Raw genomic sequence first — 13,067 nt, 5'->3', positions numbered from 1 at the left:
GTACGAGGGGTCAGCTTGCCTGGCAGGAGAAGGACGGCCAGGTCGTGCGCCCGTTCTTCTGAATCGTCAGACCCCAGTTGTTGCCGCTGCCGTTGGAATGGGCGACGAGCACGTACTGGCTGGGATAGCTGGCGCTGATGTTCCAGGTGGACATGACCACCTCGGGGGAGGGCATGTTAGCGGTCACAGTCCAGGTGCTGGAACCGGAGACCGAGACGTTGAGGTTGTACCGGTCGCTCCACTGGTCGCCGGCGGTCACGTTCACGGTGCAACTTCCGCCGCCGCCACCGGTGGTGCCGCCGTTGGTTGTGCTACCCGTCGTGCCGCCGTTGTTGCCGCCGCCGTTGGTGGTACCGCCGTTGGTGGTACCACCGTTGTTGCTGCCACCGTTGCTGCCGCCACTGCTGCTGCCGACGGTGATGTTTGAGCTACCGGAGGATCCGTAGCCCTCGGTGGCGAGGATCTGGTAGTTCGGGGTGCCGAGGTTCAGGCCCGCTTGCGCCCACGCGTTGAAGAAGTTGGACACGGTGATGGTGCCGCCGGTGCGCTTCGCCTGGCGGACCGCCCAGTACTGGTAGAACGTCGCGGTGCCCTGGATGGACGGCTGGTTGACGCGCTGCGTCCGGTACAGGTCGTACGTGCTGCCGTCGCTGGAGACGGAGCCCAGCCGGGAGGAGCCGGAACTCGGGTTGTAGCTCCCGTAGTTGTCGACGATGTAGTACTCGATGAGCGGGTTGGTGGTCCAGCCGTACAGCGACAGGTAGCAGTTGCCGTTGCAGTTCCACGAGCCCGAGTAGGTCACCGGCGAGGTGTTGCCCGGGTTCCAGCCCTTGCCGGCCACGAAGTTGGTCACGTTGTTCCACTGGGTGCTGTACTGGCCGCCAGAGCCCATGGTCATGGAGGCCTGGCCGCTGTTCTGGCTCCAGAACGAGTAGAAGTACCCGTTGTTGGTGCCGGTGCTGTTCGACGTGACGGTCGTGTCGGCGCTGGCGGTGCCCGGGAGCACCAGGGCTGCCACACCTACCAGCGCGAGGGTGCAGAAGCTGCTGATGAGCAGCCGGAAGCGGCTGAGCGCCCGGAAGCGGCCGCTTCCGCGGCTCTTCGGCTGGGTGGGGGGATGGTTCATGTGCGTGCTTCCTCCTCGTGAAGGCCGGCGTGGGGACCGGACTGCGCCCGCAGCGCAGTAGGGATTGCTCTGCCGACGGCGACAGTGTTGAACCGGCCAGACGCAGTGTCAATACTTTCGGCAGTCGCGGCGAAAGCTGCGCTCGGCGTCGGCTACCCGTGAGGCGGATACGCCCAGGTCATCGGCCTGTCTGCGGTGCAAGGGTGGGAAGCACGGAAAAGGAGCCCTGATTTCGCGATCAGGACTCCTGCCCGATTCTCCGAAACTTTCGAAAATTTTCCGGGCCCTGGTGGACCGCCGGCGTCAGAACAGCCGGAGCTTGTCGTCCTCGATGCCGCGCATCGCGTCGTAGTCGAGAACCACGCAGTCGATCCCGCGGTCGGTGGCCAGGACGCGGGCCTGGGGCTTGATCTCCTGGGCCGCGAAGATGCCCCGCACCGGGGACAAGTGGGGGTCGCGGTTGAGGAGTTCGAGGTAGCGGGTGAGCTGCTCCACCCCGTCGATGTCGCCGCGGCGCTTGAGCTCGATGGCGACCGTGGCGCCCGACGCGTCCCGGCAGAGGATGTCCACCGGGCCGATGGCGGTGGGGTATTCGCGGCGGATCAGGGACCAGCCCTCGCCGAGCACCTCCATCCGGTCGGCGAGGAGCTCCTGCAGATGCGCCTCGACGCCGTCCTTGATCAGGCCCGGGTCGACGCCCAGTTCGTGCGAGGAGTCGTGCAGGACCTCCTCTATCGAGATGATCAGCTGCTCGCCGGCCTTGTTGACGACCGTCCAGACACCGTCGTCGCCCTCCTTGAGCGTGCAGGGCGGGGACATCCAGTTGAGCGGCTTGTAGGCACGGTCGTCGGCGTGCACCGACAGGCTGCCGTCGGCCTTGATCAGCAGCAGCCGGGTGGCGGACGGGAGGTGGGCGGACAGCCGGCCCGCGTAGTCGACGGAGCAGCGGGCGATCACGAGGCGCATGGTGGGCCACGCTACTGGACGCGGACGGCGCTTCGCGATCCGGCCCCGGGCCGCCGGGACGGTACGAGTTCGGCCGACTACGGTCCGCCGCGACAAGTTGGCCGGTTGTCGGTGCTACCTGCTGGTGCGCACAGCCATCCGTCCCTACGGTTGGAGGCCGGTGGCCGGCGTGCGGGAGAGCGGCCGCGGCTGCCGGGTCCCGTCCGTACGACCCCGTGCGCCCACGGGGTCACCGAGAGGAGTACCCATGTCGCTCGACGTCTCTCCGGCCCTCCTCGAACAGGCCGAGCGAGGCGAGGTCGACGAGCAGGAATTCGTCGACTGCGTCAGGACGTCCCTCCCTTACGCGTGGGAGATGATCAGCTCATTGGTGGCACAACTCAAGGTCGATGGAGGGAACTTCGCGGACAACCAGGTGCCGCCGCCGAGTGAGAAGGAGCGCGGGCAACTGCTCCGCGCGCTGGCGAGCGACGCGATACGGGGGGCACTTCAGCGGCACTTCGGGGTGCGGCTGGCGTTCCAGAACTGCCACCGGGTGGCGGTCTTCCCGCTCGACCCGGCGGTCGGCGAGAGCTACGAGAGGTTCACCTCGATCCGGTCGCAGGTGCTCAACCAGTCACCGGAGTTCCGGGACTGCTGACCGTCCCGCGCCGTCGGCGCGGCAGCCGTAGTCGGGCAACGGGGCCCGGCACAACGGGGCGTGCTCCCGACACCGGCCGTGCACATGTGATCAGGCCAGTTCCGGGAGCACGTCACCACCGAGGCGTGCGACGTTGTGCAGGGTCGCCGCGAGGTCGCCCGAGCCCTCGACCAGCAGGGCGAAGCGGGTGATACCGGTGGCCTCCGCGGTCGCCGCCAGGCGGTCGGCGCACAGCCGCGGCGGCCCGACCGGGTGCAGGCCGCACAGCAGGTCGGTGTACGCGTACGGGTCGCGCATCGCCCGTGCCTGCCCGTCGACCGTACGATGCGCCGCCAGGCCCTGCTGGAGCCAGCCCGGCATCGCCTTGAGCAGCGTCTCGACCGCTTCCGCGCGGGTGTCGGCGACCTGGGCGACCCCGGCCGACACGTGCCCGGCCGCGGCGACCGCGTCGGGGGAGTGGCCGGCGGCCAGCGCGGCACGCCGCCACAGGTCCACCATCGCGGCCTTGTCCTCGTCGCCGCAGTGCATGCCGAGCAGCATCGGCAGCCCGCGCTCGGCGGCCAGCCGCACGGTGCCGGGGGACGTGCACGCCACCACCACCGGCGGCCCCTCGCCGGCGCCCGTCCGCGCCAGCTCGTCGGGCCGCGGCACCACCGGCACCTCGCGGAACGCGTAGCGCGGCCCCTGGGCGGCCACCGTGGGCTCCCGCAGCCAGCGCAGCAGCAGATCCAGCGACTCGGGGAAGCCGTGCTCGTACGCGGCCCTGCCGCCGCCGAAGACCTCCAGGTCCACCCAGGGGCCGCCGCGCCCCACCCCGAGGGTGAAGCGGCCGCCGGAGGCCAGGTGCAGCAGCGCCGCCTGCTCGCCCAGCGCCACCGGGTGCGCGGTCGGCAGCACGCTGACCGCGGTGCCGACGCCGATCCGCCGGGTCCTGCCGAGCAGCAGCGCGGCCAGGGTCGCCGCCGACGGGCACACCCCGTACGGCACGAAATGGTGCTCGGCCAGCCACACCGCGTCCAGCCCCGCCGCCTCCGCCGCCTCCGCGGTCGATATCGCCCGGTGCAGCGGCTCCGCCTGGCCCTGACCGGGGAACTGAGCCGCGAGTACGAACGTCCCAACGCGCATCGCCCACTCCCTCCTTGGTCATGACTAACGCCTGGCACGTGCCAAAGGCACGGCCTTCTGCGGCGTTTTCATGATTTTCGGCAGTAACGCGGCGGATGCGACCGTTCGGGTACCCGGGGACTTCCCGCGTACCCTGGATGCCGTCCGCGAAGCCAGCAGAGCGCGAGGTGTTCCCGTGTCGCCGCGACGTAACCACCCGCACGGCGCCCGGCGCCCCGCGGAGGGCAGCCAGGAGTCCGGGGTCGGCGGGGCCGGCACCGAGGAGTGGCAGGGCGAGGAGTGGGTGGTGCGGCCGATCGCCGGCGCCGCGTCCGCCAAGCACTACCGGTGCCCGGGCTGTGACCAGGAGATCCCGCCCGGCGTCGGGCACGTGGTGGCCTGGCGGGAGTACGACGGCCTCGACGACCGCAGGCACTGGCACCGGGCGTGCTGGAACGCCAAGGACCGCCGCACCAGCAAGGTGCAGCGGTCCCGTAACGCGCCCAGGTACTGACGGCGCCTCGCTCCCGCGGGGGCGCGGGCGGAACGGCTCAGGCGTCGCGCTGCCTGAGCACCAGGTAGCCGCCGAGCAGCGCCACCACGACCCACACGGCCATGATGCCGATACCGCCCCAGGGGCCGTAGGACGCGTGGCTGTCGGTGTCGGGCACCACCTGGATGATCTTCTGGCCCGCCTGGTCGGGGAAGTAGCGCGCGACCGTCTTCACCTTCGGCACCGCCGACAGGATCGGCGAGACCAGGAAGAAGAACGGCATCAGGATGCCCAGGCCCAGCATCGGGCTGCGCAGCATCGAGGCGGCGCCCACGCACAGCAGCACCAGCAGCGTCATGTACAGCCCCGCGCCGACCACCGCGCGCAGCACCCCGGGGTCGCTGATGTGCGCCCGGTGCGAGCCCAGCAGCGCCTGGCCGAGGAAGAAGACCACGAAGCTGGTGGCCATCCCGACCACCAGCGCCAGCGCGCCGGCCACCGCGACCTTGCTGGCGTAGAAGGAGCCGCGCTGCGGCACCGCGGCGAGCGAGGTGCGGATCATGCCGGTGCTGTACTCGCTGGAGATGACCAGCACACCGAAGACGATCAGCGCGAGCTGCCCGAGGTTCATCCCGAAGAAGCCGACGGCGGTCGGGTCGAAGGTGGCCTGGTCCTCGGGCGACAGCGAATGGAAGGTGTTGTTGAAGACCAGGCAGATGATCGCGCCGAGGGCCACGGTCACGATGAAGGCGAGGGCGAGGGTCCAGATGGTGGAGCGGACGGACCTGATCTTCGTCCACTCCGACTGGAGGATCGCGGCCGGTGCAGCCATCTCAACGCCCCTTTCCGGAGTTGGGGTTGCGCCACTGGGAGCCCCACTGCTGGGCGCCGGGCTGCTGCGGCGGCTGCCCGGGCTGCGCCGGCGGCTGGCCGCCCTGCGGCGGTGGTGGCGGCGCCGGCACCTGCTGCCCGCCTTGCTGCCACTGCGGCTGCCCCTGCCCGACGGGCACCGGCGCGGGCGCGCCCGGCGTCACCTCGCCGTGCGCGTGGTATTCGACCGACTCGGCGGTCAGTTGCATGAATGCTTCCTCCAACGACGCCCGCTGCGGGCTCAGTTCGTGCAGGACCAGCTGGTGCTGCGCGGCCAGGTCGCCGAGTTCGGCGGCGTCCGTACCGGTGATCTCGAAGGCACCGTCGCCGGTGGTCACCACGGTGTGGCCGGCCGCGCTGAGCACGTCCTTGAGCCGCTCCGGCTGCGGGGTGCGCAGCCGCACGTAGGAGCGCGAGTTCTTCTCGATGAAGTCCGCCATCGAGGTGTCGGCCAGCAGCCGCCCGCGGCCGATCACGATCAGGTGCTCGGCGGTCAGCGCCATCTCGCTCATCAGGTGGCTGGACACGAAGACCGTACGGCCCTGCGCGGCGAGCCCCTTCATGAGGTTACGGATCCAGTGGATGCCCTCCGGGTCGAGCCCGTTGACCGGCTCGTCGAACATCAGGATCTCCGGGTCGCCCAGCAGCGCCGCGGCGATCCCCAGCCGCTGGCCCATGCCGAGCGAGAAGCCGTTGGAGCGCTTGCGCGCCACCGCCGTGAGCCCGACGGTCTCCAGCACCTCGCCGACCCGGTGGGTCGGGATGCGGTTGGACTGCGCGATGCACAGCAGATGGTTGTACGCGGTCCGCCCGCCGTGGATCGACTTCGCGTCGAGCAGCGCCCCGATGTGCTTGAGCGGCTCGCTGAGCTGTGCGTAGTGCCTGCCGTCGATACGGACGTCGCCGCTGGTCGGGGAGTCCAGGCCGAGCAGCATCCGCATCGTGGTGGACTTCCCCGCGCCGTTCGGCCCGAGGAATCCGGTCACCACGCCGGGGCGCACGGTGAAGGTCAGATGGTCGACTGCGGTCTTGTCCCCGTACCGCTTGGTGAGCCCCTGCAACTCAATCATGGGGGCGAGGCTAGCAAGACGCGGCGGAACCCTCGCACGCGAGCGTACGAGGGTTCCGCGAAAACCGGTGGAACAGCGCTTTTCCCCAGGAGATCCGGGGTCAGCGGGACTGCTGGGCCGGGACGCCGCGCGAGATCGGCTCGTCGTCCGGGGAGCCGGCCGCGGCGACGGCCGCACCGGTCAGCGTGGCCAGCATCTCGCGGACGTTGGTCAGCTGCGCGTTGATGCTGTCGCGGCGGTTGGTGAGCGCCGCCAGCTCGCGCTCGGACTCGCTGCGGATCCGGTCGGCCTTCGCGTTCGCGTCCGCGACGATGTCCTCGGACTGGCGCTGCGCGGTCTCCACCGTCTGGCGGGCCCGGCGCTCCGCGTCCGTACGCAGCTTCTCCGCCTCAAGGCGCAGCTGCTCGGCGCGGTGCTCGATCTCCGCCAGGCGCTTCTCCGCCTTGGCCTGACGCGACGCCAGGTCGCGCTCGGACTGCTCGCGGCGCTTGGCCAGGTTGGTCTCGAAGTCGGCAGCGGCCTGGGCCGCCTTGGCGCGGGTCTCCTCGAACAGCGCGTCAGCTTCCTCGCGCTTGGCCAGGGCGTCCTTCTGGGCGTCGCTGCGCAGCTGCGTCGCGTCACCCTTCGCCTTGTCGACGATCCGGGCGCCCTCGTCCTCGGCCTTGGACTTGCGGTCCGACGCGTAGGCCTCCGCGTCGTTGCGCACCTGCGCGGCGGCGGAGTCCGCCAGCTCGCGGTGCTGCTCGGCGGCGCGACGGGCCTCCTCGCGAAGGTCCTTGGCCTCCTCCTCGGCCAGGCGGAGGATCTTCTCCACCCGGGCGCCGAGGCCGGCGTAGGACGGCTCGGAGTCGTTCACCTGAGCCGCGGCGTTCTGGGTCTCGAGATGCAGTTCCTCGATGCGCTTCTCCAGCGCGGTGATCCGGGTCAGTGCACTGTCACGGTCGGCGACGAGCTTGGTGATGCGGTCGTCCACCTGTCCGCGGTCGTATCCGCGACGCACGAGCTCGAAGCCGAAAGGGGAGGAAGTGTCGCTCATGGGGTTCCTGTCGATGATTCAGACCGGTGAGGTGATAGAGGGAATCCTAGGGGGCTCAGCGGCGTGTCACCGAGCCATTGCGCATTCGGCAGGGAGAATGTCCGCTCAATCGAGTGGAGCATCGTCGTTGCGCTTGCCGCCCGTCCGAGTGGAACCGGCGGCCGCTCCCGCGGAGACCGTACTCTTCGTGGATTTGGCTGCGCCACCCGGTGCTTCGAACGATTCCAGCGCCTCCAGCACGTCCTGGACGCGGCCGATCTCCGCGTTGATGTCCTCGCGCCTGCGGACCAGGGTGTCCAGCTCGCGCCGGCCCTCGCTCACGATGCGCTCGGCCTCGGCACGCGCCTCCCCCTTGACCCGCTCCGCTTCCCGCTCCGCCTCGGTCTTGTTCTGCTCCGCCTCCTTGAGCAGTCCTTCGACCTTCTTCACCGCCGCGATACGGACCTTGCTCGCCTCGGACGTCGCCGAGGACTTGATCTCGGCGGCCTTCTGCTCGGCCTCCCGCAGCTGTTCGGTCGCCGCGGCGACCAGCTTGTCGACCCGTTCACCGACCACCCGCATCGCCTCGGCCGCCTCCTTGCGGGAACGGTCGTGCAGCGCCTCCACTTCCGACTCCACCCGGCGGCGCAGCTCGTCGGTGCGCTCCCTGATGGTGGTGGCGTCCCTGCGGGCCTCGCCGAGCAGCGTGTCGGCGTCGGTGCGGGCCCGCTCCACCAGCCCGTTGCCCTCGGCGGTGGCCTCGTTGACCAGCCGCTCCGCCTCGCCACGGGCCGCGGCGACCATCGTGTCGGACTGCTCCTCGGCGGACTCGGCGACACGCCGGGCCTCGGCCTGCGCCTTGCCGACCAACTCGTCGGCCTGCTCGGCCGCTTCGCTGCGGCGCTTGTTGGCCGCCTCCCTGGCCTCGTCCAGGATCCGCTGCGAGCCGGCCCGCGACTCCTCGGCCTCCCGCTCCGCGCCCTGCAGCGCCTCCCTGGCCATCCGGCCCAGCCGGTCGGACTCCTCGCGGGCCTTGCCGACCAGCTGGTCGGCCTGGTTCGCGGCGTCCGTCCGCATCCGGTTGGCGTCGTCACGGGCCTCGGACCGCAGCCGGTCGGCCTCCTCGATCGCCTCGGTGACCGTACGGTCGGCCAGCGACCTGGCGGCCTGCGACTCCTCCTGGGCCTCGGTGCGCATCCGCGACGCGTCCTGACCGGCCCGCTCCCGCTCGGAGTTGGCGTCCGCGTGCAGCCGGTCGGCCTCGCCCTGCGCCTCGGTGCGCATCCGGTCGGCCGCGTGCTCGGCCGCGGAACGCAGCCCGGCGATCTCCTGCTCGGCCTCCTGGTGCAGATGCGCGACGGAGTCCCGCACCTGCTGCGCGGTCGACTCGGCCGCCGCGACCAGCTCGCTCGCCCGCTGCTCCGCCTCGGCCGCCAGCCGGTCGGCCTCGGCCGCCGCGTCCTCGACCCGCTTGCGGGCCGCCGCGAGCAGCTCGTCGCTCTCGCCACGGGCCCGCGCCCGCTCCTGCTCGGCCTCGCCCCGTGCGGAGGCCAGCAGTTCCTCGGCCTCCCTGCGCCGCCTTGACGCCTCCTCCTGGGCCGCGGCCAGCGCTTCCGCCGCCTCCGCCCCGAGGCGTTCCGCCGCGGCCGCGGCCTCGGCGCGTACCCGGTCGGCGGTCTCCTGCGCCTCGGTCCTGCGCTGCTCGGCCTCCGCCGCCGCGTCGGCCTGGACGCGCAGCGCGACGTTCTCGCCCTCCGCGCGGGTCTGCGCAGCGTCGGCCGCCGCCTCGTCGCGCAGCCGTACGGCCTCCGCCTCGGCCTGCTCCTGCAGCGTACGGACCCGCTCGGCGGTCTCCTGGCGCAGCCGCTCGGCCTCCTCGGCCGCCTCGGCGCGGATCCGGTCCGCCTCGGCGGACGCGTCCCGCAGGGCCTGCTCGGCCGCGGTGACCCGGGTCTCGGCCTCCTCGCGCAGCCGGGCCAGGTCGACCTCGGCCTCCTCGCGCATCCGTGCCACGATCGTGTCGGCCTCGGCCCGCTGCTCGGCGGCGGCCTGCTCGGCGGCCTCCTTGACCGCGGCGCCCTGCCGCTCGGCCTCGGCGCGCAGCTCGTCGGCTTCCGCGCGGGCGCCGCGCAGCGCCTCCTCGGCCTTGGTGTTCAGCACCGAGGCCCGCTCCAGGGACTCGGTACGCATCCGCTCGGCCTCGGCCGACGCGCTCTGCCGCTGCTCGTCGCCGTCCGCCTTGGCCTTGGCCAGCAGCTCCTCGGCCTTGCTCGCGGCCTCCTCGATCTGCTGCACCGCCTCGCGGCGGGCCTCGCCGCGGATCCGCTCGCCCTCGGCGACCGCGTCGGCCCGCAGCTGCTCGGCCTCGCCGCGCAGCCGCCTGGCCTCCTCCTGGAGCTCGACCGTCCTGGCCCGATACTCCTCGGTGTCGTCCTGTGCGGCGCCGCGCAGCTCCTGCGCCGAGGCCTCCGCCTCGCTGCGCAGCCGCTCGGCCTCGGCCTCCGCCTCCCGGCGGATCCGCTCGGCCTCCTCGCCGGCGCCCTTGGTGGTGGAGCGGGCGTCCTCGGAGGCCTTGGTCAGGATCTCCTCGGCGGAGCGGGCGGCCTGCGCCAGCTGGGCCGCGGCGTCCTCGGCCGCGGCGGCCCTGGCAGCCTCCTGGGCGTCGCTGCGGATCCGCTCGGCCTCGGCCCGGGCGTCGGCGACGGTCTGCTCGGCCTCCGCCTTGGCGGCCTCCGCCTCCCGCGTCGCCTCGTTGACCATCCGGGCGATCTCGGCCCTGGCGGTACGGGTGCGCTGCTCGTTCTCCGTCTCGGCGGCCGCCAGCCGCTTCGCGGCGCCCGCAGTGGCCTCCTCGCGCAGCCGCTCGGCCTCCGCGGTGGCCGCCCGCAGCGCCTCGTCGGCCTCGCGGACCCGCTCCTCGGCCAGCCGGGACAGCTCGGTGGCCCGGATCCTGGCCTCGTCGGACTCGCTGCGGGTCGAGGTGCGCAGCTGCTCGGCCTGGCTGGTGGCCTCCTGCGCCTGGGTGGACGCGGCGGTCAGCAGCCGCTCGGCGTCGGTGCGGGCCCTGCGCAGCAGCTGCTCGGCCTCCGCGCGGGCCGCCTGGGCGTCGGCGGTCAGCCGGTCCCTGGTCTGCTCGGCGACCCGGGTGGCCTCGGCGCGGGCGGCGGCCAGCGCCGCCTCGGACTCCGCCCTGGTCTCGTCGAGCAGTCGGCGGGCCTGCGACTCGCTGCGGGCCCGCAGCTGCTCGGCCCACGCCACGTTCTCGTTGACGTGCGTCTCGACGTTGGCCCGGCGCTCGGCGAGCTCCTCGTCCAGCTGGCGCCGCCGGGCGATGGCCTCGGCGTGCCACTCGGCCTCGAAGCGCGACTGGTGCTCGGCCTGCTCCTGGAGCAGCCGCTGGGTCTGCGCCCGGGCCTCGCGCAGCTCGCGCTCGGCGTCGGTGCGCAGCTGGTCGGCCTGGATCTGCGCGTTGCGCAGCAGCTGGTCGGCCTGGTGCCCGATGTTGTCGTAGGCAGGACGGGACGCCAGCATGCGCCGCGCCTCGTGCAGCTTGGCGCGCAGCACCTCGACCTGGTATCCGAGGTCGTCGGCGTGATCGACCGCTTTGCCCCGCTCGGTACGAAGCCGGTCCATCTCGGCTTCGAGCTGAGAGAGCTGGTCGTCAGCCCGGTAGCTGTCGTTGCCCCGCACTCCGCGGTCCCATCGGTCTCCTGGCGTCCTCACCCGCCAACCGGGTGAGATTCTTCGCGGCCCTGCGTGAATCCAGGGCCATAGGAAGAATGGTGTCAGATCAACGGCGCGGAGCGGGAGCGTACCCAGAGCCCACCCCGGTCGGCCCGGTCACTCTACCGGGCAGGACGGGGGTTGGGTCAGTGGTCCTGAGGGTCCTGGACGACCGCGGGACCCTCCTCGGGCCCGGTCCGGCCGTGCGCACCCGTGTGCGTACCGGCCGCCGTCACCAGTTCGGTGAGCACGCCGTGGCAGTCCTTCGGATGCAGGAAGGTGATCCTGGAGTCCATGGAACCGCGCCGCGGCTCGTCGTAGAGCACCCTGACGCCCTTGTCACGGATGGCCGCGGAGTCCGTGTCCACGTCCGCGGTGCCGAAGGCGACGTGGTGCACGCCCTCGCCGTTCTTCGCCAGCCACTTGCCGACCGCGGAGTCCTCCCTGGTCGGTTCGAGCAGCTGCAGGTACGAGGCGCCGCCGTCCGAGGTCCCGTTGATCTTGAGCATGGCCTCGCGCACGCCCTGCTCGTCGTTCACCTCGCTGTGGAACACCTCGAAGCCGTACGTGGCACGGTAGAACTCGACGGTCGCGTCGAGGTCGAAGCAGGCGATCCCGATGTGGTCGATGCGAGTCAGCATGCTGACAGTGCACCGCACGGGCCGGTGATTACGCAACGTGCGCGCCATCACACGTTCCGCCGGATGACGCGGGCTTTACCCGCCAGTACATTGACGCTAACCCTCGTTAACCTCCTCTCGTCAGCCGAAGGGGCCGCACCATGACCAACAGGACGCGTTCGGTGATCGTCGCGGGTGCCCGCACCCCGATGGGCAGGCTGCTCGGCAGCCTGCGCGGCTTCTCCGGGGCCGACCTCGGCGGAATCGCGATCAAGGCGGCGCTGGAACGGGCCGGCATCGGCGGCGACCAGGTGCAGTACGTGATCATGGGCCAGGTGCTGCAGGCCGGCGCCGGCCAGATCCCGGCCCGCCAGGCCGCCGTCAAGGCCGGCATCCCGATGTCGGTGCCCGCCCTCACCGTCAACAAGGTGTGCCTCTCCGGCCTGGACGCCATCGCGCTGGCCGACCAGCTGATCAGGGCCGGCGAGTTCGACATCGTGGTGGCCGGCGGCCAGGAGTCGATGACCAACGCCCCGCACCTGCTGCCCAAGTCCCGGGCCGGCTTCAAGTACGGCGCCATCGAGATGCTGGACTCGATGGCCCACGACGGGCTCACCGACGCGTACGAGAACGTCGCGATGGGCGCGTCCACCGAGAAGCACAACGCCAGGCTCGGCATCGAGCGCGCCCCGCAGGACGCCTTCGGCGCGCGGTCCCACCAGCGGGCCGCCGCCGCCCAGAAGAACGGCCTGTTCGACGCCGAGATCACCCCGGTCGAGGTCGCCCAGCGCAAGGGCGACCCGGTGATCTTCACCAAGGACGAGGGCATCCGCCCGGAGACCACCGCGGAGTCGCTGGCCCGGCTGCGCCCGGCCTTCGCCGCGGACGGCACGATCACCGCGGGCACCGCCTCGCAGATCTCCGACGGCGCCGCCGCCGTGGTGGTCATGAGCCGCGCCAAGGCCGAGGAGCTCGGCCTGCCGTGGATCGCCGAGATCGGCGCCCACGGCAACGTCGCGGGCCCCGACAACTCGCTGCAGTCCCAGCCCTCGAACGCCATCGCCCACGCGCTGGGCAAGGAGGGCCTGACCGTGGCCGATCTCGACCTGATCGAGATCAACGAGGCCTTCGCCGCCGTCGCGGTCCAGTCCATGAAGGACCTCGGGGTGGAACCCGAAAGGGTGAACGTGAACGGCGGCGCGATCGCCCTCGGCCACCCCATCGGGATGTCGGGAGCCCGTATCGTGCTGCATCTGGCCCTTGAGCTGCGCCGCCGCGGCGGCGGCACGGGCGCCGCCGCGCTGTGCGGCGGCGGCGGCCAGGGCGACGCGCTGATCCTGCACGTGCCGGCGAACTGACCGGCCGGCCCGGCAGCTGACCGGCCGACCGGCCGGCAGAGCGACAGACCGACAGGGCGACAGACCGATGGACGAGGGAAGG

General features: G+C 71.9%; 11 protein-coding genes. 3 read left to right on the top strand and 8 right to left on the bottom strand.

Going from position 1 to position 13,067, the window contains the following annotated elements:
• Positions 1-10: 10 nt before the first annotated feature.
• Together OG702_RS10885 and nucS are read right to left on the bottom strand one after the other, a co-directional pair.
• Positions 11-1,126, bottom strand: a complete 1,116-nt coding sequence (locus tag OG702_RS10885; protein WP_327288656.1) for a glycoside hydrolase family 11 protein — start codon at positions 1,124-1,126, stop codon at positions 11-13.
• Between the two features lie 303 nt (positions 1,127-1,429).
• Positions 1,430-2,092: an endonuclease NucS gene (gene nucS / locus OG702_RS10880; protein ID WP_327288655.1), complete on the bottom strand. Its 663-nt coding sequence runs from the start codon at positions 2,090-2,092 to the stop codon at positions 1,430-1,432.
• Positions 2,093-2,339: 247 nt separating this feature from the next.
• On the opposite strand from nucS, the gene OG702_RS10875 reads away from it, so the two are divergent.
• On the top strand, positions 2,340-2,732 hold the full coding sequence (locus tag OG702_RS10875) for an SCO5389 family protein (protein WP_327288654.1): 393 nt from the start codon (positions 2,340-2,342) through the stop codon (positions 2,730-2,732).
• A gap of 90 nt (positions 2,733-2,822) precedes the next feature.
• Here OG702_RS10875 and OG702_RS10870 read toward each other — a convergent pair whose 3' ends face one another.
• Positions 2,823-3,857, bottom strand: a complete 1,035-nt coding sequence (locus OG702_RS10870; RefSeq protein WP_327288653.1) for an LLM class flavin-dependent oxidoreductase — start codon at positions 3,855-3,857, stop codon at positions 2,823-2,825.
• 175 nt (positions 3,858-4,032) lie between these two features.
• Between OG702_RS10870 and OG702_RS10865 the strand changes: the two genes are divergently transcribed.
• Positions 4,033-4,350, top strand: a complete 318-nt coding sequence (locus tag OG702_RS10865) for an ATP/GTP-binding protein (protein WP_327288652.1) — start codon at positions 4,033-4,035, stop codon at positions 4,348-4,350.
• A 37-nt stretch (positions 4,351-4,387) separates the two neighbouring features.
• On the opposite strand, the gene OG702_RS10860 is transcribed toward OG702_RS10865, so the two are convergent.
• The 5 genes from OG702_RS10860 to mce all read right to left on the bottom strand — a co-directional run bounded on the left by OG702_RS10860 (position 4,388) and on the right by mce (position 11,648).
• Positions 4,388-5,161 carry an ABC transporter permease gene (locus OG702_RS10860; RefSeq protein ID WP_327288651.1) on the bottom strand — a complete coding sequence of 258 codons (774 nt, stop codon included), beginning with the start codon at positions 5,159-5,161 and terminating at the stop codon, positions 4,388-4,390.
• 1 nt (position 5,162) lies between these two features.
• Positions 5,163-6,269, bottom strand: coding sequence for an ABC transporter ATP-binding protein (locus tag OG702_RS10855; RefSeq protein WP_327288650.1), 1,107 nt, complete (start codon positions 6,267-6,269; stop codon positions 5,163-5,165).
• A 100-nt stretch (positions 6,270-6,369) separates the two neighbouring features.
• Positions 6,370-7,305 carry a cellulose-binding protein gene (locus tag OG702_RS10850; protein ID WP_327288649.1) on the bottom strand — a complete coding sequence of 312 codons (936 nt, stop codon included), beginning with the start codon at positions 7,303-7,305 and terminating at the stop codon, positions 6,370-6,372.
• Between the two features lie 105 nt (positions 7,306-7,410).
• Complete coding sequence (scy, locus tag OG702_RS10845) at positions 7,411-10,974, bottom strand: polarized growth protein Scy (protein ID WP_327288648.1); 3,564 nt, start codon at positions 10,972-10,974, stop codon at positions 7,411-7,413.
• A gap of 179 nt (positions 10,975-11,153) precedes the next feature.
• The gene (gene mce / locus OG702_RS10840) at positions 11,154-11,648 is read right to left on the bottom strand and encodes a methylmalonyl-CoA epimerase (RefSeq protein WP_327288647.1); all 495 of its coding nucleotides are present in this window, start codon (positions 11,646-11,648) and stop codon (positions 11,154-11,156) included.
• Positions 11,649-11,809: 161 nt separating this feature from the next.
• Between mce and OG702_RS10835 the strand changes: the two genes are divergently transcribed.
• Entirely contained in the window at positions 11,810-12,985 is a 1,176-nt protein-coding gene (locus tag OG702_RS10835; protein WP_327293180.1) for an acetyl-CoA C-acetyltransferase, read from the top strand.
• Positions 12,986-13,067 lie beyond the last annotated feature (82 nt).

Source organism: Streptomyces sp. NBC_01198 (assembly GCF_036010485.1).
GTDB lineage: Bacteria > Actinomycetota > Actinomycetes > Streptomycetales > Streptomycetaceae > Actinacidiphila.
This window is presented reverse-complemented; position numbering and strand designations above follow the sequence as displayed.

What these genes read in the sequence shown, in the direction of transcription:
- OG702_RS10885 (WP_327288656.1), bottom strand. Translation starts at nt 1,126, where the DNA reads ATGAACCATCCCCCCACCCAGCCGAAGAGCCGCGGAAGCGGCCGCTTC.
- nucS (WP_327288655.1), bottom strand. Translation starts at nt 2,092, where the DNA reads ATGCGCCTCGTGATCGCCCGCTGCTCCGTCGACTACGCGGGCCGGCTG.
- OG702_RS10875 (WP_327288654.1), top strand. Translation starts at nt 2,340, where the DNA reads ATGTCGCTCGACGTCTCTCCGGCCCTCCTCGAACAGGCCGAGCGAGGC.
- OG702_RS10870 (WP_327288653.1), bottom strand. Translation starts at nt 3,857, where the DNA reads ATGCGCGTTGGGACGTTCGTACTCGCGGCTCAGTTCCCCGGTCAGGGC.
- OG702_RS10860 (WP_327288651.1), bottom strand. Translation starts at nt 5,161, where the DNA reads ATGGCTGCACCGGCCGCGATCCTCCAGTCGGAGTGGACGAAGATCAGG.
- OG702_RS10855 (WP_327288650.1), bottom strand. Translation starts at nt 6,269, where the DNA reads ATGATTGAGTTGCAGGGGCTCACCAAGCGGTACGGGGACAAGACCGCA.
- OG702_RS10850 (WP_327288649.1), bottom strand. Translation starts at nt 7,305, where the DNA reads ATGAGCGACACTTCCTCCCCTTTCGGCTTCGAGCTCGTGCGTCGCGGA.
- mce (WP_327288647.1), bottom strand. Translation starts at nt 11,648, where the DNA reads ATGCTGACTCGCATCGACCACATCGGGATCGCCTGCTTCGACCTCGAC.